Genomic DNA, 22,166 nt, shown 5'->3' with positions numbered 1-22,166 from the left:
CTTCTAAATCATTTGATAATTCTTGCATACTTTGGACGTTTTTATTTATCTCTGCAATCGCTTTTAACTGCGCTTCGATAGTAGTAACTGCTTCAATCAGTGATTGATCAATCTCCCCAGACCTTTGTGACAAGTTTTGCATGGAGCTACTAACAACTTGATTACCGGCTGCCATCTCTTCTGAAATAGCCGTCATGGATTCACCCTGTTCAGCAGCCGCCTGAATCTCCTGTAAGATATGGGTAAAGGATTGGCCTACCATTTCCACGGATGTAAGTCCAACATCCGCTTGTTTTACTACCTCATCCATATTTTGCGTCATCTCTTTTGCTTCATAGTTAATCGATCCCGCGATTGCTGCAATTTTTTCTGAGAAGCTGCTGCTTTCCTCTGCTAACTTGCGAACCTCGCTTGCTACAACCGAGAATCCTTTACCTGCTTCTCCCGCCCGTGCTGCTTCTATGGCTGCATTTAAAGCAAGCAGATTGGTTTGAGATGCGATTCCCGTTATCATTTTAACGATTTCTGCAATTTCATTTGAGCGTTGGCGTAACGAATGCATCCGATTCGCATTTTGTCCGATTTCTTTCGTAACACCACGAACAACCTCCACTACATCTTGAACCTGCTTCATGCCGACCTGTGCCCGTTCTAATGTTTTCGATGTAGCATGAGATGTAGCTTCTGCTGATATCGCAACCTGCTCCACCCCCTCGGAGATCTCCGAAACAGTAGTCACAGTATTCTGCACTTCTCGATTTTGCATGGATATACGTTCAGATATCCCAGTTAACGTGCCTGAAATCTGATGCAAGGATACGGTATTTGCTTCAGAATGTTTCTGCAACTCACCAGATGCCACATGTAAGACAACTGCTTGACTTTGTACACGGGTGATTAAATCCTTTAGTTCACCCACCATCTGGTTAAGTGCTTGTCCGACTTGAGCAATTTCGTCTTTACCCCGCACCTCAATTTTTGTCGTGAAGTCTCCACTGCCAACTCGCTGCATTTGTGTTGTTACAGATAATAATTGCCGTTTCATCGAATTTGCATACCACCAAATGGCTACACCTGCTAGCACAGTGACCGGAATACTGACTAAGAATATAATCCAGCCCATGCTGTTAACTTCTCCGTAGATTTCCGACAGGCTTGTGCTTAATACCAAGCTCCATGGCAACGTTTTTAATGGAGCAATTGATGCGAATGATTCGATTCCATTATCTTTGTAAATAACATTTGTACTTGAGCGATCTACTACTTTTTGCATCAATTCTTTAAAAGCCGGATTACTACCTACCTCTAAATTGTTCGTGTATTCCTCATTTTTATGAGCTACGACCAGACCATTCTCATTTAATACATAGCCGTAGCCATTTTCCATGAACTGAACTCCTGCTACGCTGTCTAGCAATTTTTGCATAGAAAAGGCAACTATTAGGATACGGCTTGTATCGCTATTAGATGGGCCAATTGGTGTTGCGATGTAGCCATAGCTTTTTTCTACATGAGGTTGAATATCTTCACCAGAAATAACCATTTGTTTTTTAGAAACTGCCTCTTTAAAAAAGGGTTTATCATTAAAATTCGTGAAATTCATAGTAGTTAATGAATACTCTTCGATTCCTGTATTTCCATTCACTAGATGAATCTTTTTAATTTCCGGAAAACTCTGTCGCAACAATTTAAATTCATCTTTTACCAGGGTATCAATGTTGGTACGCATTACATTCTTTGAAGCAGAGCTTTTTACTTTTGTCGCAATTGAATTTATCCAATCATCAACACTGGCTGTGTATTGCTCTGTCAACATTTTAGATTGTTTGGTTGTAATGTTGATTAACGTATTTTTGGAGAAAGACAATACGATCGTTTCTAAGGTTCCAAAGATCAATAGAACCATGATGATTCCCCAGATAATCATTTTAGTTGCTATGGAGTTCCCCATATGAAGTCTTGCTTTTCTTATGTTTGTTAAAGAGGGCCTCCAGTTATCCTTTAACCCCCTAACTCCCTTGATCATTATTATCATCCTCCTAACATGTTAAAAGACCCGGCACATATCGAGCCTATAGTACCACGAATTATTCATATGTATAAAAGAAACATGAAACTTATTATCTATATCGGATAAACAGAGGGACTTAATTACTAAAAAACTGTAAAATTTCACAAAATAATAACTTTACAAATGATTACCACACCGTTTTACAAAATACGATTCTCTACAATTTTTGGATATAATTTGAAATGAAAAAATGCCATGCTTTACCGGATAAAAGAACAACGGCGCCCTGCTGTACTGCAAGGCGCCGTTTTCTATTGAACTCGTTTTTCGCAGAGAATAACGAATTTAGTTGAACAAGTGACAAGCTACGAAATGACCTGATTCAATCTCTTTCCAAGCTGGCTCCTTCGCTGCACACTCCGGCATTGCTTTCGGGCAACGCGTACGGAAATGACAACCGCTTGGTGGATTCATTGGACTCGGTACATCGCCTTGCAGGACGATACGCTCACGAGTACGCTCGATTTCAGGATCTGGAATAGGAATCGCAGATAATAAAGCTTGTGTATACGGATGGAGCGGTTTTTCATACAGCTTTTCACTATCTGCTAGCTCTACCATTTTTCCTAAATACATAACGCCAACCCGATCAGAAATGTATTTTACCATGGACAAGTCATGGGCGATAAACATATACGTTAAGCCCATTTTTTCTTGCAACTGCTCCAATAAGTTAACAACCTGAGCTTGCACGGATACGTCCAATGCTGAAATCGGTTCGTCACACACGATAAATTTCGGTTCAACAGCTAGAGCGCGTGCAATCCCAATACGTTGACGCTGACCACCAGAAAACTCATGTGGAAAACGGTTCATATGCTCAGGATTCAAGCTTACTAATGACAACAATTCTTGGATGCGTTCTTTACGTTTTGAACCACTAGCCAGCCCATGAATATCTAATGCTTCACCAATAATATCGCCAACTGTCATACGCGGGTTAAGAGAAGCGTATGGATCTTGGAAAATCATCTGGATGTTACGACGCATTGCTTTCATTTCAGCAGGGCTTAATTTGGCCAAATCTTTGCCCTCAAAAATTACTTGTCCTTCAGTTGGATCGTATAAGCGAAGAATTGTACGACCAGCAGTAGACTTCCCACAGCCAGACTCGCCTACGATTCCTAGGGTTTCACCGCGTTTGATCGTAAAGGATACGTCATTGACTGCCTTTAATGTATTTTCACCGATCTTAAAGTATTTCTTTAAATTGCGTACCTCAACCAATGTATCATCGTTTGACATAGCTTTGTTTGACATCTGTGCTCCTCCTCCCTTACGAACCTGTGCGAGCTTGTGCTAACGGATGCTGTAACCAGCAGGCGGCGCGTTGACTGTCGCTAATTGTAGTCAATTCTGGATCGTATTCCATGCATACCTTCATTGTGCACTCACAGCGTGCAGCAAAGCCGCATCCCACTGGAGGTTTTAACAGATCCGGCGGAGTACCGAAGATTGGAGTAAGCGGCTCATCACGATTTAAATCGAGTCGTGGTACAGAGCGCAGCAAGCCTTTTGTATAAGGATGCTGAGGATTGTAGAATACTTCGTCTACCGTACCCTCTTCAATGACTTTGCCAGCATACATAACGACTACACGATCGCACATTTCAGCAACTACACCCAAATCATGCGTGATCATGATAATAGAAGTTCCCATTTTCTTTTGCAAATCTTTCATCAAATCAAGAATTTGCGCTTGAATGGTTACATCAAGAGCTGTTGTTGGCTCGTCGGCAATTAACAGCTTTGGCGAACATGAAAGAGAGATTGCGATCATGCCGCGTTGGCGCATACCACCGGAAAATTCATGCGGGTATTGGTTCACACGGCGATCTGGTTGTGGAATGCCTACAATGCTTAATAGTTCAATGGCACGTTCTTTAGCAGCGGCTTTGCTCATGTTTTGATGTTTAATCAAGCCCTCCATGATCTGATTACCGATCGTCATGGTTGGGTTAAGGGAAGTCATCGGGTCTTGGAAAATCATACCGATTTCTTTACCGCGAATAGATTCCATCTCTTTATTTGTCTTTTTAATAATATCCTGACCATTAAACAAAATCTGGCCCTGCTTATATTCACCCGGAGGCGTCGGAATTAGCTTCATCAAAGATTGAGCTGTTACCGACTTTCCACAGCCGGACTCCCCTACAATTGCTACTGCTTCCCCTTTATTTACATGAAAGTTTACGCCACGCACAGCTTTCACTTCACCAGCATAGGTGTGGAAGGAAACATGCAAATCTTTTACTTCCAAAATTCGTTCCATCCTAATCCCTCCTATTTACGTAAGCGTGGGTCTACTGCATCTCGAATACCGTCACCCAACAGGTTTAAGGCCAAAATGGTTAAACTGATAAAAACAGCTGGGAACATTAAACGCCATGGGTAATACTTCATAGCCGGCAATCCCTCTGATGCCATGGTTCCCCACGAAGCAACTGGTGCAGAAACCCCTAGACCAAGGAAGGATAAGAATGCTTCGGCAAAAATCGCACTTGGAATCGACAAACTCAACGTTACGATGATCGGACCCAAAGCATTTGGGATCAAATGCTTAAAGATAATGCGTTTGCTATCAGCACCAAGCGATTTCGCAGCTAGTACGTATTCCTGCTGCTTAAGCTGTAGCATCTGTCCCCTTACAATCCTGGCCATCCCGATCCAGCCCGTTATGGTAAGGGCTAAAATAATAGTCGTAACACCAGGTTTTAATACAACCAGAAGTAAGATAACTACTAATAGATATGGAATAGCAAACAGGATATCAGCAATGCGCATCATAACCTCGTCCACTTTACCACCATAGAAACCTGCGATACCACCCCAAAGTACTCCAACAATCAAATCAATAAAGGCAGCGGCAAAACCTACTTCAAGGGAGATACGTGCACCGTACCAAATACGAACGAACATATCCCGTCCTAGATCATCCGTTCCAAAAAAGTGTTCCATGGAAGGCTTTTTGTTTTTACCAGTTAAATCTGTAGAGAAGTAGTCGTTAGAACTCACCATTGGCATAACAATAGCACAGACAATTAGGGCTACCAAAAAGATAAGCGAAACCATAGCTACTTTATTTTGTTTAAGACGACGCCATGCGTCTTGCCAAAAGGATAAACTTGGACGCTTAATTTGTTCAGCCTGACTAGCATCTACAGAGACAGGCTCAAAGTGTTTTTCTGTTAATTGCATTCTGTCACTACTCCCTTCCAACATCGCCAAGCTTAATGCGTGGGTCAATCAATGTATAGGCAATATCCACAATCAAAACCATGACTACAAGTATCATCGCATAGAAGACAGTTGTACCCATGATAACCGTATAATCACGATTCGTAATGGATATAACGAATTCTCTACCAAGACCAGGAATACCAAAAATTCTTTCAACTACGAAAGCCCCAGTCAAAATGCTAGCAGACAAAGGTCCTAAGTAAGTAATAACAGGTAAAAGTGCATTTCGGATCGCATGTTTTACTGTGATAACGAAAGTACTTAATCCTTTAGATTTAGCTGTTTTAATATAATCTTGTCCCATAATTTCTATCATATTAGAACGAGTTAGACGTGCGATAAAGGCAAGCGGACTTGCTGCCAACGCGAATGTCGGTAAGACTGTATGCTTCCAAGTTTCCCATTTTGCAATCGGGAACCATCCAAGCTCAATCGAGAAGAAATATTGATAAAAACTTGCTAGGATAAAGCTAGGTACCGAAAGTCCAAGCACCGCAATCAACATGGCACTATAATCCTGCCATTTATTATGATAGAGAGCGGCAATAACACCTAAGGAAATTCCGCCAAAAATAGCGACTAATAAAGCCTGTAAACCTAAGTGTGCTGATACAGGAAATCCACGATTGATCATATCATTAACCGTTGATGATTTCTCAGTAAAGGATGGACCCAAATCCCAAGTAATAATTCCTTTCAAATACAGCAGGTACTGCTGACTAATCGGTAGGTCCAGATTGTACTTTGCTTCCAGCGCTCTTTGAATTTCTGGTGGTACATTACGTTCACCGGTGAATGGTCCACCCGGAATTGAATGCATCAGGAAAAAAGTCGCGGTAACAATTAAAAACAACGAAACAAACATAAAAATAACACGTTTACCAAGGTAACGGAGCAAACCTCATTCCCCCTTAAAAGATTTCTACTATCTCTACACAATCCACCTTGGTGCATCTTAGATGACCATATGTGAATATATGATTGTGCTACTGTACAAGCGATCATCATTTTTCAAGCAAGTATTTTACAATATTCGACAGTTTTCGAGCATGCACTATCCATGTTTGCATGAAAGCTATTATCCAATCTTAGTTATCTATTCACATGAAATGAACCAATTCTTTCTTTCCATAAATCTTATGCGTTATTGTACTACTTAAGTAAAGTAAACCAAATAGGTTATTCATTCTGAATATTCTAGATAAAAACCTAGAGACTGTATAATGTCTTTCTAATCAGTGCAATTCAGAAGGTTGATCATACATCAAAACAGAGGGCAAATAGTTCACTAAATCATGCCCTATACCTAATAGATGCATGATTCATAGCACAATGCTCTCATTGTATGTTTTTTCTGAAAAATCTAGCATCGGGAGATACGGTTCTAAAGCCGGCTTGTTTAACCCCCTTCTGGTGTCGTAATATCCTCTTCACGCACATACGAAAAAGATTCTTTATACTGCTTTAGCTCCAAAGAGACATCGGCAGCGAGTATGCCATCGATTCGCGAGAGTTGCTCATTAACGAAGATAATCAGCTCATCATTACTGTAAAAACAGGCTTGTATGATTAAATCGTGCTTACCACTAAAAGCCCCCACAAATGTAACCTGAGGTAGTTCCGTTAACTCCGCAGCTACTTGTTTCTGTTTGCCCAATTTCGTGGTTAGCCCGATAAACGCCAGCACATTAAGCCCTAGCTTTTCCGGATCGGTGCGAATGACGAATTGAAAAACTCCATCATGTAATAGACGAGATATCCTCGAGCGAATCGTGCCTTCACTCACTTTTAATTGGTGAGCAATCTCTGTATAAGGAGTTCGGCCATCTTCTTGGAGGATCTGCAAGATTTGCCTATCCACATGGTCGATTTTCCTCAATCTTACCACTCCATTTTACTCTTATTTCTGTTTGATCTCATCTACTCTACGAATTCACTTTCGTACTTTTCCATTTCATTACGAATTTCGCAAAATAACGAAACAAACTGTCTGTTACATATAAAAATATTACGAATTTATTACGGTGTCAACGAATTACAGCCCCTACAAACATAAAATATTATAAACAAAGTGAATAGAACTAACATGAATTTCCTACAAATGTATGCTACAAACTGAACTTGCCGGTCAATTTTCATAAACTTTTCGTTTTAAATCAAAATAGTCTTGGTAATAAAGCGATGATAACGCTTTCATTTTGTCTCTTGTTTGAAATATCCCATTCTTTGTCTTTCATTATTATAATTTATTTATTTTATATTTTTTTATGTTCATCTGACAGAATTATCTTACATATGTAACATAACGCATACATTTTTGACCTTGCATCGTAACATGTAAAGGAAAGACTCTCTAACCTGCCCCACCCATTTATCCATAAAAGCAGTCCTGGCCTAGGTTTGGATCAAGAGAGTCTTATCTATCCTTTTTAACATTCTTCTAACAAACGAGCTAATAGTGTCGTTCGTTTTGGAAGATCTTTTATCCAGATGAACTCACGCGGGGAATGGGCATAATCGCCACTTGCCCCTAATCCATCTAACGTGGGAACCCCGCAAGCTGCGACAAAGTTACCATCGCTAACACCACCTGTTCCCTCTTCTGTTAAGGAGCAGGAGAACTCCTGTTCACAAATATACTTCGCTAACGCAAAAAGTGCATAGCTTTTCTCCGTTTTTTCCATCGGCGGACGATTGATACCTCCCTTCACAACTAGCTTTGTTCCAGGAAGAACTGGCTGCAAAGACATCATGATCTGGTGAATTCGTTCGGCCTCTTCTTCAGATTGCACTCGCACATCTACCTCGGCTTCAGCATAATCGGCTACTACATTTCGCCCAACCCCGCCTGTAATTGTCCCCACATTAACCGTTGTTCCATTCGCATAATTGGTCAGCGAGTGCAAACGTTGAATATGATAGGTTATTTCTTGAATAGCTGAAATTCCTTTATCGTGATCAACTCCAGCATGAGCCGAAACCCCCGATACCTGAATCGTGTACTGCGAGCTACCTTTGCGCCACGTCTTCAATGCCCCATGAGGAGCTACCGGCGGTTCTAATATGAACGCAACCTCTGCTTTTTTCGCTTCCTCTTCCAAAATCAATCGAGAAGTCGGGCTACCGATTTCCTCATCTCCTGTAAGAAGAAGTACAATCGTTTTATCCTTTGGAAGGCGATCAAATCTATTCAGAGCTTGAATGGCAAAAATAGCTTGAAGAATCCCTGCTTTCATATCATAGACCCCGGGTCCGTATGCCTTTCCATCCTCGCAACGAAATGGTCTCTTTATACTCTCCTGTAGTGGCCATACTGTATCATAATGACCGACTAATAAGATTCTTTTCCTTCCTGTCCCTACCTCCCAGCGCAATTGGTCGCCATAGGTGGGGTTCGTATAACGGTGAACCCTTCCGCCTGTTAATTTATGCATGACTTTTATATACCAAGCAATTATTTTTTCGCTCTGTGATTTATGTTTAGAAGGAGAATCAATATTGACACTCTCCTCTAAGTGTTGCATAAAGGTAGGCATTTGTTCTTGCAAATAAGTATATAGGGCCATAGGTAGATGACATCTCCATTAGTGTTGTTGTGCGTTTAGTCCAAATAAACGATCTAAACCATATACCTTTTCCAATAAAAAGATAAAAAATAAACTAATCAGAATAACAACCGATGAAATAGAAGCCACCATTGGATCAAGTGATTCCTGCATGTAGGTAAAAATGGCGAGCGGTAACGTTGTTGTATCTGGAGCAACTAGGAATAAGGATACCGTCACATTATCAAAGGAAGTCAGGAACGAAAAAATAAAGCCTGACAAAATCGCTGGACGCAGCATCGGTAATGTAATATCCCAAAACACATGCACCGGTCTTGCCCCTAGCATATACGCCGCCTTTTCTAAGGTGTAATCAAAGGTAGTTAACCCCGTCAAAACAAGTCGTACGACATAAGGAATTGAAATTAATATGTGTGCTAGAAGCAAGCCTAAGAATGTTCCCCCGAGCCCGAGACGGGTAAAGAACAACAGCGCCGCGATACCAATAATCAGTGACGGCACGGTTAAAGGTGACAAGAGCAAGCCGCTGATAATATTTTTACCCTTAAATTGATATTTGGAGATTGCGATGGCGGCTATTGTTCCAAACAAGGTCGAAAGGATGGCTGTGATAGCTGCCAACTGGAGGCTAAACCAGAAGGCTTCTATAAACTCAGGCCGATCTAGGATTTGCTTATACCAATCCAAGGAAAACCCTTCAGGGGGAAACGATAGGTAGCCGGCAGTTGTAAATGAGCTTGGAACAATAATCAAAAAAGGCGCATTTACAAAAATCAAAATGGCAACGGTGATAACACCTAGCCAAGAAAATCTTCCTTGTCTCATGATGTAAACACCTCTTTATACCGTTTTGTTTCTACGAATCGACTAAACAAAGTGACCAGCACAACCGTACTTGAAAGCAATAAGATAGCGAGTGCTGCTCCTAATGGCCAGTTAAGGGTCGACATGATTTGTTCAAAGGCTAGTACAGGAATAACCTTAACCGACGTTCCTCCCATTAGGGCTGGTGTTACATAGGCACTCATCGACAAACTGAAAACCAGTGTAATGCCGGCAAACACACCAGGCATGCTCAGCGGTAAGGTTATGTGAAAAAAAGATTGAAGGCGTGTTGCTCCTAAGATAGAAGCCGCTTTATACAAGGAAGCATCAATGGTATAAAGACTAGTCGCAATTGCCAATACCATATAAGCAATAAACGCATCCGTTAAGCCTATAACAATGCCTAATTCGTTGTATAACAAGCGGAGTGGCGCTTCAATAATCCCTACTTTTAGCAGCATGCTATTCAGCCAGCCTGTATCTCCCAAAATGACTACCCAGCCGAAATTTCGTATCACAACACTTATAAGATGTGGACACAAAATTAACATCGTGACAAGCCCGCGCAGCTTTCCCTGTGTACGGGCCATAAACATGGCTACAGGATAGGCTAGTAGTAATGTGCAGGCAACGGTGTATAAGCTTAGAGAGATTGTTCGTCCTAGTATCTCTAGATAATATGTATCCTGAAAAAACATGAGATAATTGGACCAACTAAACTGCCCCTCTGCTCCTTCCAAACTTAAAAGAAGAATAAAAAGCATAGGTATAAGAAAGACACCAAGTAAAATAATCATGGCCGGTAGAAGTAATAACAGATAGCCAAGTCGTTTTGACATCTTTACTCCCTCCTCTCCGCCATTACAAAAACATCTTCCTTTTCCCATTGACAAATGATCGTTGCTTCTTGCTTCATTTCTGTAAGCACACTCGATTCTTGCACGCGTACATCTAGCTGGACTCCTCCAATCTGCACCCTACATTCCGTATAGGCACCAAGAAATGAGGAAAATGTCAGTTGTCCGTATACTTTATTATCCATGGAGGATTTATCGTTTGATCGGTCATTCAAGGAAAATAGTTTGATTTTCTCTGGACGGACATTGGCTATCACTCGTTGATCTATCTGTAGATTTTTGTTAGTCACAATAGCTTGTATCTCCCAATCTCCATCTGTTTTAATCGTCATGATCTGACCGTTTATAGCGGTAATACGACCAGGTATTCGATTTGACTTGCCAATAAACGTATGAACAAATTCTGTTGCTGGATGATGATAAATTTCATGAGGTCGACCGATTTGCTCTACACGTCCGTAATTCATGACTACTATTCGATCGGATAGGGATAATGCTTCTTCCTGATCATGCGTAACAAAAATGGTCGTAACTCCAATTTCCTGATGTAGCCGCTTCAACTCATCACGTAATTCTTCACGTAATTTCGCATCTAGGTTGCTTAATGGCTCGTCAAGAAGTAACAGTGACGGCTCTACAACTAATGCTCTGGCAATGGCAATACGTTGACGCTGTCCACCTGAAAGCTGCTTGGGGTATCGATCTGCTACATGTGGTAGCTTCACCAGCTCTAGGACCTTTTGGATTCGCTCCTTCTGTTCTGCTTTAGATAGTTTGCGTAATTTTAATCCATAGCCAATGTTTTCCCCTACCGTCATGTGCGGGAATAAGGAATAGGTTTGAAATACCATACCCAATTCTCTCTTATAGGGGGGAACTCCATTCATCCTCCTTCCTTTAATGAGCAAATCACCCTGATCTGGATCTAAAAAACCGGCTATCATATTTAACGTTGTTGTTTTGCCACAACCAGAAGGACCTAGCAAGGAGATGAACTCGCCTTGCTCAATTTGAAGCTGGAAGTCATCAACAATAATCTGATTTTGGAACCTTTTCTGAATATTTATAAATTCTACATCCGGCACTTTTGTCAATGTGGACACCTACTTTCCTACTTTGGGCGCAATTTCCTTGTTGAAGCGATTAATCCACTCTCCCGTCTTACTTCCTAAAACGGCATAATCAAAGTTCACAACTTTGGTCCGATCAAAATCAAGCTGTTTGGCTACATCATCCGGCAAGTCCACTTTGGTAGCAGGATTGTAATATAATTTTGAAGCATACATGCTCTGCACCTCATCTGTTAGTAAGAAATTCATAAATTCCTTTGCTACCTCAGGATGCTTTGCCCCTTTAACCATAACCGCTACATTTGGCACTATATTAGCCCCTTCTTTGGGAAAGACGAATTCAAGCGGTAATCCTGCTTTTTTTTGTGTAATGCTCCGTGCCATTGTCCACGCTGTGTAGGCAGAGGTCTTACTTTGCAAATTCTGTTGGAGCTGTGCAGCAGACTTTGCAAATGTAGGCATATATCCCGCAATCATCTCTAGCTTTTTGAAGCCCTCCTCCATTTCTTTTTCCGAACCGCCATTGGCATACGCAAGCATGATTAACGCACTACGCCCGAAGTTGCTAGTAATATCGGTTAAAATCAAATTGCCTTTCATTTCAGGACGGGCAAGATCATTCCAGGATTCTGGCACGGGTAAACCCTTTTCCTTTATTAGGTCAGTATTATAGGAGATACCCATAGGTGTGAAATTGACCGCAACTCCTGAATTTTCTAACACCTTTAAGTCATCAGCTACATTAGCCGCATTGGGAATATCTGTTGCTGTAATCGGTTGCCATAATCCTTCTGTACGGCCTTTTTCCTGCTCACCGCCCTCTATGATGGCTAGGTCTATTTGTGGAGAGTTTTTTTGTGCCTTTATCTTGGCTACAATTTCAGTAGAAACACCTGATACATAGGAGAGCTTTACATTCGGATATTTTTCATTAAATTTTTTAAAAATCTCGTCTTTCATCAATTTTTCTACGGTAGCACCATTTCCAGCAATAACGAGCTTGTCCTCGAATTGAGATTTTGCATCATTGCTTCCCACTGGTTGTGCTGAGCTTCCACAGCCTGCCATCAATACGGCCGAAAGTGCAATAACCGATAAAACTGACCACGCTTGTTTCTTCATTATAAGCCCCCCATACTCTCTTTTATTGTTCTCTTATCGTGAACATAGTTATCCATATAGGAACGATATGTGAATTTTAGCATGAATATTTTCAAAAATCAATTATTTGTGAAAATTATGTGTCCATGATACAATACCGTTACATCAGGGCTTTTCCCCATTTTTTGGAATACCAGTCAATCGTGTATGACTTTTCATAGGAAAGGAATAATCGGATGGACAACTTCTTATCTTCCGTTAAAAAAAGCTGTCATCTTATGCAACTCTTCTTAGATTCTCCTAAAGAATTGGGTGTAACAGAAATAAGTAAAAAACTGGCGATGTCCAAAAGCGCCGCACATAAATTACTAACCACACTTGAGAGTGAGGGCTTTATTCGCCAAAACCAAAAAACCAAGCAATATGCGCTTGGTTATACCCTACTTGAATTAGGTTCAAAGGTATTACGTGATCACAATACCGTAGAATATGCAAAACCCCATCTTGTAGAACTGGCAGACCAGACCAAAGAATTGGTATGTCTTTGTATTATGGATGGTAAAGATGCTATTTATGTGGACAAAATCGACTCCGAATATCCTATTCGCTTTACCGTTGATGCCTATCGGCGGTTTCCTTTATATGCGACAAGTAGTGCTCGGTGTTTGCTTGCTTATCAATCTGAGACTTTTATTGATGAAGTTCTTGCATCTGGACTAAAAGCATACACCCCTCAATCCCTTACTTCTACTGAGGAAATGAAACAGCGTCTGACAACGATTAGGAGAAACGGCTATGAAGTTAGCTCCAATCTGCGCAATGTTGGTGTAACGGCTGTTGCAGCCCCTATTTTTGATGCAACCGGACAAGCCATCGCTTCCATCAGTCTAATCGGACCATCTGAACGCATGCTTCCTCATATGAATGATTTTCAGCTGAAAGTATTACGAACCGTTTCCCAATTATCACTTGGTTTAGGATATCACCATTAGCACAAAAACCCCTTTGGGCAGAAAAGCCAAAGGGGTTCTTGTGAATGCTTGAAAGCATTCCTTGTGTTTCACTCGTCGACAGATTATGAAGGATTACATCTTTTCAATTACACCTTTTACTAAGGAAAGAAACTCGGCTTTTACCTTCTCAGTCGTCTCCATTACCTCGTCATGGGATAATGGTTGATCAAGAATTCCTGCCGCCATATTGCTGATGCAAGAAATACCGAGTACCTCTATGTTCATATGGCGAGCCACGATTACCTCTGGTACTGTAGACATCCCAACAGCATCCCCGCCTAGAATACGCAACATGCGAATCTCAGCAGGAGTTTCATAGGATGGACCTAATAGCCCTGCATACACGCCTTCTTGTAATTGGATGCCCAATGTAGCTGCAATCTCTTTAGAAAGCTCACGTAAACGTTTGGAATAAGCTTCAGACATATCGGGGAAGCGAGCGCCTAAAGACTCATCATTTCCACCGATTAACGGATTGCGGTACGTCAGATTGAGATGATCAGAAATTAACATCAGATCGCCTGGTTTGTAGGATTCATTGACGCCACCTGCTGCATTCGTAACAATGATGGTTTCTACACCAATCGCTTTCATAACACGAATCGGGAACACAACAGCTTCCAATTCATGCCCTTCATAGTAGTGAAAGCGTCCTTGCATCGCTACTACCTGCTTACCTCTCAATTTTCCAATAACAAGCTGCCCTTTATGTCCTACTACTGTTGATTTTGTAAAATGGGGAATCTCGTTGTATGGAATAACAGTAGCTTCTTCAATTTCATCTGCCAAAACACCTAGACCTGAGCCTAAAACTAAGCCGATCGTTGGCTTTTGAGTAAGCTTTTCCTCAATAAACGCCTTTGCTTCAAGAATTTTGGACATGTATGCTCTCCCCCTACAATTGAGCTAAGAAACTTTGACCGATTTTCGGCATTTTCACTTCGAAGTTTTCGGCAATGGTTGCCCCTAGGTCAGCAAATGTTTCACGCACACCTAGATTTTTGCCTGTCTCCAAGTTTTTGTAGTAAGCCAGTATAGGTACATATTCGCGAGTATGATCAGTGCCATGATGAGTTGGGTCATTTCCATGGTCAGCTGTTATGATAAGTAAATCATTTTCTTTTAAAGCTGCCAGTAGCTCAGGAACACGTGCGTCAAATTCCATTAACGCTTTTCCGTACCCTTCTGGATCGCGGCGATGACCATATTTGGCATCGAAATCAACTAGATTTACAAAGCTAAGTCCTGTGAAGGATTCTTGCATGCTTTGAAGTAGTTTATCTACTCCATCCATGTTGTCCTTGGATCGAATCTCTTTACTTACGCCCTCTCCTGCATAAATATCAGAGATTTTACCAATCGCAATGGAAGTGAGTCCTGCCTCTACAAGGTTGTTCATAACCGTTTTGTCAAATGGCTTCACAGAATAGTCATGACGATTTGACGTACGTTCAAATGCCCCTGGTTTTCCTAAAAACGGACGAGCAATTACACGTGTAACCGCATATTCGTCACGCAGTGTAAGCTCACGGGCAATCTCACAGATCTTGTATAGCTCTTCTAACGGTACGATTTCTTCATGAGCAGCAACTTGGAATACGCTATCAGCAGACGTATACACAATTACTGCACCTGTTTTCATATGCTCTTCGCCTAATTCATCCAGAATTTCGGTTCCGGATGCTACCTTGTTACCTAATACTTTACGCCCGATGCGTTGCTCGAATTCCTCAATTAATTCTTGTGGAAATCCATCTGGATATGTATTAAACGGAGTAGATACATGCAACCCCATAATTTCCCAATGTCCAGTTGTTGTATCTTTTCCCATAGAGATTTCTTTCATTTTGCCATAGTGCGCGCGAGGTGCAGCCACAGCTGGTACATTATGTAGAGGAGCAATAGTACCCAGACCCAATTCTGCAAGATGCGGAAGTGCGAACCCATCTACCTTTTGTGCAATATGACCAAGTGTATGAGAACCTTCATCATTAAATTTCTTAGCGTCAGGCAATTCACCAATTCCAACACTATCCAACACAATTAAAAATACACGTGAAAAACGATTCATTTGTGTGTTCCTCCTTATGCGCTTGAAGTCTGCCTTGTAAAGTGTACGTCCATCTCTTTAGGCACGAGGATGTGTTTTTGCATAGACATCTTTGATGCGCGTACGCGTTACATGCGTATAAATTTGAGTGGTAGAAATATCGGCATGTCCCAACATTTCCTGTACAGATCGCAAGTCTGCACCATTTTCTAAAAGATGTGTTGCAAAGGAGTGTCGCAAGGTATGCGGTGTAATCTCCTTTTGAATTCCCTCTTGTAAGGCATATTTTTTAATAATTTTCCAAAACCCTTGGCGCGTAATCTGTGTGCCTAAATGATTTAAAAACAAGGCCTGGTCTGAACTTGCCTTAACAAGCTGTGGACGCCCCCGTTCCAAATAGGTTCGGATCACTTGAATGGCAATGCTACCAAGTGGAATCATGCGTTCCTTGGAACCTTTCCCCATACATTTGACAAAGCCCATGTCCAAATTAATATCCCCCAGTTGTAAGGATACTAACTCGGAAACGCGAATTCCGGTCGCATATAGTAATTCTAGCATGGCTTTATCACGATATGCTATAGGTACATTTCCTTTTGGACCATCTAATAACCGCTCCACCTCTTCTACTGACAACACCTTAGGCAACCTTTTCTCGATTTTGGGTGTTTCCAGATGAATAGATGGATCAGTTGTCATATGACGGTCTCGAACCAAGAACTGATAAAAAGCACGTATGGATGCCATATTCCTAGATAACGTAGCCGTAGCCCGTCCTTTCTCCTGAAGCATAAATAGATAGCCAACGATATGAGTACGCGTAGTATCTTCTATCTTGCTAATTCCCTGGTCATTCAAATAAGCAGCGTACATTACCAAGTCATGTTGATAGGATTCCAGCGTATTTGCTGCAAGTCCTTTTTCTACTGCGAGAAAGTGGGTAAACTGATCGATTAGCGTATCCATGAAGCCACTTCTCCTCCTGGATTAATTATACCAGAGCGGTACCTTATACATTTCAACAACGCACTTACAAAATCCTGCTTTTTCATTCTCCTTCCAAGAAAAAAAGCTGAAGGCGCTCTAAATACCAGTCCAACTCAGATACGGGTTTATTGTCCAGCCATTTTACCACTTTAACAGCATTCCCGGAAGGTTCTCTATAGGGATTTGCCGGCAAAAGATGGTGTGACAAGTAGGATACTACTCCATAACTAAACAAGGAACAAGTGACAAAAAGCAAAAAGAATCGAATTAATTCCATAAAACGGCGAAATGGAAAACTCATTGCAACAGCCCCTTGAGCACGGTTGTTGCTATTTTATGCCTTTTTGTCCCTATTCATGACTTTCATGAACAAGAAAAAAACTTCTCCTTTACTATGGAGAAGTTCTTACTTGTAGTCTTCCAAATTAACTTTATCAAGACAACGATGGCAGATTCCATAAAAACTGAGTCGGTGATCTGTTACAGCAAATTTGTAGTCCGCTTTTACCTTCTCTTCTGTTCCCACTAACAAATCTTCGAATATCTCATCCACCGTACCACAATGTAAGCATATTAAGTGATGATGGTGATGTTTAGCATTATCATCTCGGAGGTCATAACGCGCTACTCCATCGCCAAAGTTCATTTTATGGATAATCCGCAGCTCACTCAATAGCTCCAAGGTTCGATATACCGTCGCTAAGCCAATCTCAGGAGCTTTGTCTTTTACCTTTAAGTAGACATCCTCAGCGCTGAGATGATCTGCTTCATTCTCCAGTAAGACACGAACTGTAGCTTCGCGTTGCGGAGTCAATTTATAGTGGTGCGAATGTAATTGTTGCTTTATCTTTTCTATTTTTTCTTCCATGTATGCCCCTCCCCGTTCGCATCAAACCTGTACTTATTATAGAGGAGAGAAATCTATTTAGTCAAATACATAAGTTCTTATCTTATAATTATTCTTAATTAATAGCGTACTGCATTAATAATGGCGACAAAAAAGTCTCCAATAAAGCAGCAGCTATCAGGATTATAAACATGCTTCCCACTAAAATCGAATAATGAGCGAAATGGGGCATAATGCTATCTCGACGTGTAACTAATCTAGTACGTACCAAACGAAGAGAAAATGAAATACCTGCAACGCCGGCAATAAGCATAGCGGGAACAACTAACATATTTTGTGGAAGAACACCGAGCAGAGCAAACGTCACTCCCTTCCATTGCAGTTCTCCTACGAGAAATCCAACGGTAAAACCAACAATGATACCTTTTAGAAATAATAGGAGCAAAATCATCGGCAATCCAATAATGGACATTCCTAATACCCACAGTATCAAAATTGTTTTTAAGTGGTATCCAAACGCTTGTTGAAAATGTAGGGAGGAATCCGTTATGCCGCTTTTATCAAAGTTAGAGAAAAAATAATTGAGAAAGCCAAGCAATTCATGGCGCTGTGACAAATCAAGCGAATTAACAAGCACAGCTCCAAAGATAATGCCCATTGTAAATAGGACGATGGTAAATAGGAAAAGGGATTGGTTTTCTTTTAAATAAAGTTGGATGCCATGTCCAAAGCGGTTACGCAAGACGGCCCCCTCCTTGGCTGTCAGGATACTTACAATCTATGCACCGCTTGTCTATTCTATGACTAATGAATAGGTGCTACTCCCCTTTTTCTTCCATTACTTTTCCATAGATTCCAGCTCGACCTGCTTGAATCAATAGCTCGCCACGCCTTGCCTTTGCAATCGTACTCGTTACTTTTCCACCTAATATCTGACACAAAATCTCCTCATCCACCCGGTGAAGAACATCCATTTCGGTTCCGATTTGTTCGTAGATTTTTTGCCGCATTTTAGGTCCTATCCCTGGTAAAAACTCTAAAGGAATCTGCTCTACATACGGTGGACGATGTGTAGGATGCACCCCGATTGGCACATCAGCTAACTGATCTATCCGTTGGCTAACACCTCTTACCATCCGTTTATACCCACACGCAGGGCACCGTCCCAGCTCATTCTCTTGTTCCATGGACCCACATCCCTGACACGCTGTTTGGTGATACTTACCTAGCTGTGGAGATAGTCCATAATTAGACGCAACCCTTCTGCCCTGACCACGCCGCATCGCCATCGCCCACTCGTGGAAGCTTGGTTGCTTTAGCAAGATCGCTTGATATTCCCTACCAATCTTTTGTAAGGAATGGGCATCTGAATTTGTCACAAACGTTTTCTCATGCAACTCCTGTAGCCGATCTGCCATATCCGTATTTGCACTTAAACCTAGCTCAACTGCATAGACCAAGCTAGGATCGGCAACCTCGCTAAGATGATCCGTACAGCTCCCATAAAGCCCTTTATGAGGTGTAAAGATGTGTGCTGGTATCATAAGTCCCTCGTGCCGGTCAATAAAATGCTGGAGCTCAAGAAGGCTTGTATATACGCGTTGTGAGCTTAGGTGTACATTCTTGCAACGAACAGCCAACCACTCCGTGAAGAGACACATCCTGCGCAAATCAGGCATATAACACAAAAAATGAGCTTCTCCTCTATTAGGCTCCTTAATTTCTACCTCACAGCCGAGCAGTAGGAGTGTTCGTTTATAATAGATGCCTCCATCGGGATGAGCTATAGCCATTTTTCGATCAATCAATTCCTGCAATTCAGCTTGCACCTCGGGAGCATGGGCGTCTATAACACCAATGATCTCCATACCCTTACGCTCAGAGGCTTCCTCCAAAATACTGTGAAGCGTCATTTTTCTGGAAGCCGTAATTTTCACAGCCTTACCTGACATCGTTCCGCCAATGTGTATATGTAAATCCGCAAAGAAAGAGGACAGCATGATTACAGACGCTGATTCAAACGCTCATTTTCCATTACAAACAAAGCAAGAACGGTTTTAGCGTCTCGAATCTCTCCCGCTTCATGAAGTTTTCTAGCTTCTTCAAGTGTCACGTACATCACTTCAACAAATTCATCTTCGTCAGGTTTGCATTCTCCCTCGACCAATCCCGTAGCCATGTACAGATGTAAAAGCTCATCTGCAAACCCCGGCGAGGTATAAAACGAGCTGATATGTTTATACTCCTTGGCTTTAAAGCCAGTCTCTTCTTCTAATTCACGCTTGGCACACTCTAAAGGATCTTCTCCCCTCTCAAGCTTACCAGCAGGAATTTCTACAATAGATCGCTCCAATGGTTTACGAAATTGACGGACAACGATCAATTTGCCATCCTCTGTAATCGGCATAACTGCTACAGCACCTTGATGCTTCACAATCTCCCGTTTAGCTGTATGACCATTCGGTAGTTCTACATCGTCAACCTGAACCGAAATAATTTTGCCGTCGTAGATTTTTTTCGTAGCAATCGTTTTTTCATATAACGAATCGTGCTGAGCTTGTTTCATGGATGTTTCCTCCTAAAGGACAATGTTTTTTGCTGCTTTTGCACATCATGCTTTACATAAAAATACCTGTTTCCCTTTGAAACAGTTCTCCTTTTAGTTCTATTTTCGAACCCCTCTCCATATCTTAGCATCAAGAATAGCTTGTACAACCCTTTCTCAGAAAATCTCTCCTCTAATTTCAATGACCACAACTTTCTTACATGAAACCGCAGTTCTAAGCGCACTCTCAACCAGTTGTACATAACTCTTCTAAATACAAAGGAGGACATTAGGATGAAATTATATACAGATTTGAAACAGTTACGCTTGGTTGGGAAAGTAAATGAAATTCAGGCCGCTCTGCGTGGCTTATCTGAGCAGCCCATCACATTACATGACTATTTACTGCAAATAAATCAGCCCAAGGTCTAAACGCTACTTAATTCATTTCGACTAGTTGCTTAAGCCAACAGGCAGTTTTGGCCATTATATCAGCGGTGATAAAGGGAGTCGGGTCTTCCTTCCAATTCCGTCCCATCGAGGAAAGCTTCTCTAGGTGATGCCTTTTATACAGACTATCAATCTCTGATACTGTCCCTGCTTTTTGTCTGAGGATAATATGTTTTTTGGCCAAAGATGACTGTTCTATCTGGCTTTCGATATATAGATCACGTTCATCTTCGAACATAGGTATCGGTAGAAGTACAGGACGAAGCACAAATTTTCTTAACAGGGTGGTTGTATGATGACTAATGCCATAGTGCCGTTCTCTTTTATCTACAAAGCTCATTCTTGGTAAAAAAAACGGTACTCCGCCCAGAATATCCACATGATGCAAATTATCCGCTAATTGTAAGCCTGTGAAGCCATAAGGCGTAGCTGTACCTACTCCGCCAGGTCCAGGCGTACAAATGATCCAATCCGCTTGATACACATGTTTTGCAGCTAGTAGGCCCGTTACGGTATTGACGCATTCTCCATCTCCCCCAAAAGCCTGACCGGTCGTAATGGTGGCCTGTAAATATTCGTTGCTTACAAGCCAGTGTACATGCTGTGATAGTGAGAGTGGCAATGCGGTATGGTCCGTCATCATATAAACAATTCGTGCTTCTGGCATCCGTTCTTTTAATCGAACGCACAATGCAGGCAGCATACTATGCAATTCTGCTACCAGTACAAAACTCCCCGCTAAAGACAATTCCTCCTGAGCAAATAGCCCATGATAGGGACTCTCCTGTTCTTCTAGTGTATCCACCGCCATCTGCCAAGGAGTATAGCGCATTTTCATAATATGCCCGTATTTTGATGGGTAATGTTGTCTATTACAGAAAGGTTCCAGAGCCATTATAAAGTCTGTCCCACCTGTTCCTAACTCCAAACGAGTCGCTGTAACATTAAGCAACACCGATTGCCCCACCCTTACATCTTCTTTTTGACCATAATAAATAGCACGTTGTTTTTTACCATCTGCTCGCTGAACGACTACTTCTGTAAGCCCTTTTCGTTCTTCTATATATGTAAGAATATGACCTGCCATCATTTGTTGCATTCTCTTCATCCCCATCCATTTTATTTCTTAAAAAAGATGGAACTTTATACAATCCATACTTATGTCCCTCCTCTTCCAAACTTTCTAGGACATACAAAAAAGAGCTTGGTGCTATGACCAAGCTCTTTTCCTATTCGTTATTCTACACATTCAGCGATAACCGCTAGTACTAATTCAGAAGCCTTGTATAGCTCCTCTAAAGGCATGCGTTCATTTTTTGTATGTATCTCTTCATACCCGATCTACAAAGTGTGACAGAAGGGCTGGCGTTTCCGTTTAACTCGTTCGCTGTCGCTGCCCCCGCCGCTACTGGTTAGCTTCGGCTCTCGATCTACACGTTTAACCGCGGCAATCGCTTTTTGTAACACTGGCGTACTTTCATCAAATTTATAGCCGGAATACATAAACTTAACATCATTTTCACAAGTCGCCCCAAGCTCAGAAG

General features: G+C 41.5%; 22 protein-coding genes and 1 pseudogene. 2 read left to right on the top strand and 21 right to left on the bottom strand.

What is annotated here, in order from left to right; all coding sequences use genetic code 11:
- The 11 genes from AYJ08_RS08965 to AYJ08_RS08915 all read right to left on the bottom strand — a co-directional run.
- Nucleotides 1-1,951 (bottom strand): methyl-accepting chemotaxis protein (locus tag AYJ08_RS08965; protein WP_231929063.1); only part of this gene is annotated, 1,951 nt, incomplete at its 3' end.
- Between the two features lie 405 nt (nt 1,952-2,356).
- Nucleotides 2,357-3,316 (bottom strand): ABC transporter ATP-binding protein, encoded by a 960-nt coding sequence (locus AYJ08_RS08960; protein WP_003344702.1) that lies wholly within the window; start codon nt 3,314-3,316, stop codon nt 2,357-2,359.
- A gap of 31 nt (nt 3,317-3,347) precedes the next feature.
- Nucleotides 3,348-4,343: an ABC transporter ATP-binding protein gene (locus AYJ08_RS08955; RefSeq protein ID WP_003337805.1), complete on the bottom strand. Its 996-nt coding sequence runs from the start codon at nt 4,341-4,343 to the stop codon at nt 3,348-3,350.
- A gap of 11 nt (nt 4,344-4,354) precedes the next feature.
- Nucleotides 4,355-5,269: an ABC transporter permease gene (locus AYJ08_RS08950; protein ID WP_064017427.1), complete on the bottom strand. Its 915-nt coding sequence runs from the start codon at nt 5,267-5,269 to the stop codon at nt 4,355-4,357.
- Between the two features lie 7 nt (nt 5,270-5,276).
- Nucleotides 5,277-6,209, bottom strand: a complete 933-nt coding sequence (locus AYJ08_RS08945; RefSeq protein ID WP_064017426.1) for an ABC transporter permease — start codon at nt 6,207-6,209, stop codon at nt 5,277-5,279.
- A gap of 501 nt (nt 6,210-6,710) precedes the next feature.
- Complete coding sequence (locus tag AYJ08_RS08940; RefSeq protein WP_026315239.1) at nt 6,711-7,190, bottom strand: Lrp/AsnC family transcriptional regulator; 480 nt, start codon at nt 7,188-7,190, stop codon at nt 6,711-6,713.
- A 550-nt stretch (nt 7,191-7,740) separates the two neighbouring features.
- On the bottom strand, nt 7,741-8,877 hold the full coding sequence (locus tag AYJ08_RS08935; RefSeq protein WP_064017425.1) for a M20 family metallopeptidase: 1,137 nt from the start codon (nt 8,875-8,877) through the stop codon (nt 7,741-7,743).
- 18 nt (nt 8,878-8,895) lie between these two features.
- Nucleotides 8,896-9,702, bottom strand: a complete 807-nt coding sequence (locus tag AYJ08_RS08930) for an ABC transporter permease (RefSeq protein ID WP_064017424.1) — start codon at nt 9,700-9,702, stop codon at nt 8,896-8,898.
- Nucleotides 9,699-10,541, bottom strand: coding sequence for an ABC transporter permease (locus tag AYJ08_RS08925; RefSeq protein WP_064017423.1), 843 nt, complete (start codon nt 10,539-10,541; stop codon nt 9,699-9,701). Before AYJ08_RS08925 ends, AYJ08_RS08930 begins: the two co-directional genes overlap by 4 nt.
- A 2-nt stretch (nt 10,542-10,543) precedes the next feature.
- The gene (locus AYJ08_RS08920) at nt 10,544-11,653 is read right to left on the bottom strand and encodes an ABC transporter ATP-binding protein (protein WP_064017429.1); all 1,110 of its coding nucleotides are present in this window, start codon (nt 11,651-11,653) and stop codon (nt 10,544-10,546) included.
- 9 nt (nt 11,654-11,662) lie between these two features.
- Nucleotides 11,663-12,751, bottom strand: a complete 1,089-nt coding sequence (locus AYJ08_RS08915) for an ABC transporter substrate-binding protein (RefSeq protein ID WP_064017422.1) — start codon at nt 12,749-12,751, stop codon at nt 11,663-11,665.
- Nucleotides 12,752-12,966: 215 nt separating this feature from the next.
- Between AYJ08_RS08915 and AYJ08_RS08910 the strand changes: the two genes are divergently transcribed.
- Complete coding sequence (locus tag AYJ08_RS08910) at nt 12,967-13,722, top strand: IclR family transcriptional regulator (RefSeq protein ID WP_064017421.1); 756 nt, start codon at nt 12,967-12,969, stop codon at nt 13,720-13,722.
- 93 nt (nt 13,723-13,815) lie between these two features.
- Here the strand turns inward: AYJ08_RS08910 and AYJ08_RS08905 are convergent, their stop codons facing one another.
- The 8 genes from AYJ08_RS08905 to AYJ08_RS08870 form a co-directional block, all read right to left on the bottom strand.
- Nucleotides 13,816-14,625, bottom strand: coding sequence for a purine-nucleoside phosphorylase (locus tag AYJ08_RS08905; RefSeq protein WP_064017420.1), 810 nt, complete (start codon nt 14,623-14,625; stop codon nt 13,816-13,818).
- A gap of 13 nt (nt 14,626-14,638) precedes the next feature.
- Entirely contained in the window at nt 14,639-15,814 is a 1,176-nt protein-coding gene (gene deoB, locus AYJ08_RS08900; protein ID WP_064017419.1) for a phosphopentomutase, read from the bottom strand.
- 57 nt (nt 15,815-15,871) lie between these two features.
- Nucleotides 15,872-16,759, bottom strand: coding sequence for a site-specific tyrosine recombinase XerD (xerD, locus tag AYJ08_RS08895; RefSeq protein ID WP_031414382.1), 888 nt, complete (start codon nt 16,757-16,759; stop codon nt 15,872-15,874).
- A gap of 82 nt (nt 16,760-16,841) precedes the next feature.
- On the bottom strand, nt 16,842-17,081 hold the full coding sequence (locus AYJ08_RS08890) for a DUF4227 family protein (RefSeq protein WP_064017418.1): 240 nt from the start codon (nt 17,079-17,081) through the stop codon (nt 16,842-16,844).
- Nucleotides 17,082-17,186: 105 nt separating this feature from the next.
- Nucleotides 17,187-17,648, bottom strand: a complete 462-nt coding sequence (gene fur, locus AYJ08_RS08885; RefSeq protein WP_003337821.1) for a ferric iron uptake transcriptional regulator — start codon at nt 17,646-17,648, stop codon at nt 17,187-17,189.
- 94 nt (nt 17,649-17,742) lie between these two features.
- The gene (spoIIM, locus tag AYJ08_RS08880) at nt 17,743-18,369 is read right to left on the bottom strand and encodes a stage II sporulation protein M (protein ID WP_064017417.1); all 627 of its coding nucleotides are present in this window, start codon (nt 18,367-18,369) and stop codon (nt 17,743-17,745) included.
- Nucleotides 18,370-18,445: 76 nt separating this feature from the next.
- On the bottom strand, nt 18,446-19,627 hold the full coding sequence (locus AYJ08_RS08875; protein WP_064017416.1) for an endonuclease Q family protein: 1,182 nt from the start codon (nt 19,625-19,627) through the stop codon (nt 18,446-18,448).
- Nucleotides 19,628-19,629: 2 nt separating this feature from the next.
- On the bottom strand, nt 19,630-20,193 hold the full coding sequence (locus AYJ08_RS08870) for an NUDIX domain-containing protein (RefSeq protein ID WP_003337824.1): 564 nt from the start codon (nt 20,191-20,193) through the stop codon (nt 19,630-19,632).
- Nucleotides 20,194-20,466: 273 nt separating this feature from the next.
- On the opposite strand from AYJ08_RS08870, the gene AYJ08_RS23490 reads away from it, so the two are divergent.
- Nucleotides 20,467-20,604, top strand: coding sequence for a Z-ring formation inhibitor MciZ (locus tag AYJ08_RS23490; protein ID WP_157452841.1), 138 nt, complete (start codon nt 20,467-20,469; stop codon nt 20,602-20,604).
- Nucleotides 20,605-20,611: 7 nt separating this feature from the next.
- On the opposite strand, the gene AYJ08_RS08865 is transcribed toward AYJ08_RS23490, so the two are convergent.
- Nucleotides 20,612-21,721 carry a DUF3866 family protein gene (locus tag AYJ08_RS08865; RefSeq protein WP_064017415.1) on the bottom strand — a complete coding sequence of 370 codons (1,110 nt, stop codon included), beginning with the start codon at nt 21,719-21,721 and terminating at the stop codon, nt 20,612-20,614.
- A gap of 137 nt (nt 21,722-21,858) precedes the next feature.
- A pseudogene (locus tag AYJ08_RS08860) lies at nt 21,859-22,166 on the bottom strand (M20/M25/M40 family metallo-hydrolase); the annotation flags it as partial.

Origin of the sequence: Brevibacillus sp. SKDU10 (assembly GCF_001645205.1) — a bacterium.
In the GTDB taxonomy this organism is placed as follows: domain Bacteria; phylum Bacillota; class Bacilli; order Brevibacillales; family Brevibacillaceae; genus Brevibacillus_B; species Brevibacillus_B halotolerans.
Note: the sequence above shows the minus strand (reverse complement) of the source record. Positions and strands in the feature narration are given on the sequence as shown.

Coding starts and splice junctions, on each gene's coding strand:
- AYJ08_RS08960 (WP_003344702.1), bottom strand. CDS start 3,316: ATGTCAAACGATGATACATTGGTTGAGGTACGCAATTTAAAGAAATAC.
- AYJ08_RS08955 (WP_003337805.1), bottom strand. CDS start 4,343: ATGGAACGAATTTTGGAAGTAAAAGATTTGCATGTTTCCTTCCACACC.
- AYJ08_RS08950 (WP_064017427.1), bottom strand. CDS start 5,269: ATGCAATTAACAGAAAAACACTTTGAGCCTGTCTCTGTAGATGCTAGT.
- AYJ08_RS08935 (WP_064017425.1), bottom strand. CDS start 8,877: ATGGCCCTATATACTTATTTGCAAGAACAAATGCCTACCTTTATGCAA.
- AYJ08_RS08930 (WP_064017424.1), bottom strand. CDS start 9,702: ATGAGACAAGGAAGATTTTCTTGGCTAGGTGTTATCACCGTTGCCATT.
- AYJ08_RS08925 (WP_064017423.1), bottom strand. CDS start 10,541: ATGTCAAAACGACTTGGCTATCTGTTATTACTTCTACCGGCCATGATT.
- AYJ08_RS08915 (WP_064017422.1), bottom strand. CDS start 12,751: ATGAAGAAACAAGCGTGGTCAGTTTTATCGGTTATTGCACTTTCGGCC.
- AYJ08_RS08910 (WP_064017421.1), top strand. CDS start 12,967: ATGGACAACTTCTTATCTTCCGTTAAAAAAAGCTGTCATCTTATGCAA.
- AYJ08_RS08905 (WP_064017420.1), bottom strand. CDS start 14,625: ATGTCCAAAATTCTTGAAGCAAAGGCGTTTATTGAGGAAAAGCTTACT.
- deoB (WP_064017419.1), bottom strand. CDS start 15,814: ATGAATCGTTTTTCACGTGTATTTTTAATTGTGTTGGATAGTGTTGGA.
- xerD (WP_031414382.1), bottom strand. CDS start 16,759: ATGGATACGCTAATCGATCAGTTTACCCACTTTCTCGCAGTAGAAAAA.
- AYJ08_RS08890 (WP_064017418.1), bottom strand. CDS start 17,081: ATGAGTTTTCCATTTCGCCGTTTTATGGAATTAATTCGATTCTTTTTG.
- fur (WP_003337821.1), bottom strand. CDS start 17,648: ATGGAAGAAAAAATAGAAAAGATAAAGCAACAATTACATTCGCACCAC.
- AYJ08_RS08875 (WP_064017416.1), bottom strand. CDS start 19,627: ATGCTGTCCTCTTTCTTTGCGGATTTACATATACACATTGGCGGAACG.
- AYJ08_RS08870 (WP_003337824.1), bottom strand. CDS start 20,193: ATGAAACAAGCTCAGCACGATTCGTTATATGAAAAAACGATTGCTACG.
- AYJ08_RS23490 (WP_157452841.1), top strand. CDS start 20,467: ATGAAATTATATACAGATTTGAAACAGTTACGCTTGGTTGGGAAAGTA.
- AYJ08_RS08865 (WP_064017415.1), bottom strand. CDS start 21,721: ATGCAACAAATGATGGCAGGTCATATTCTTACATATATAGAAGAACGA.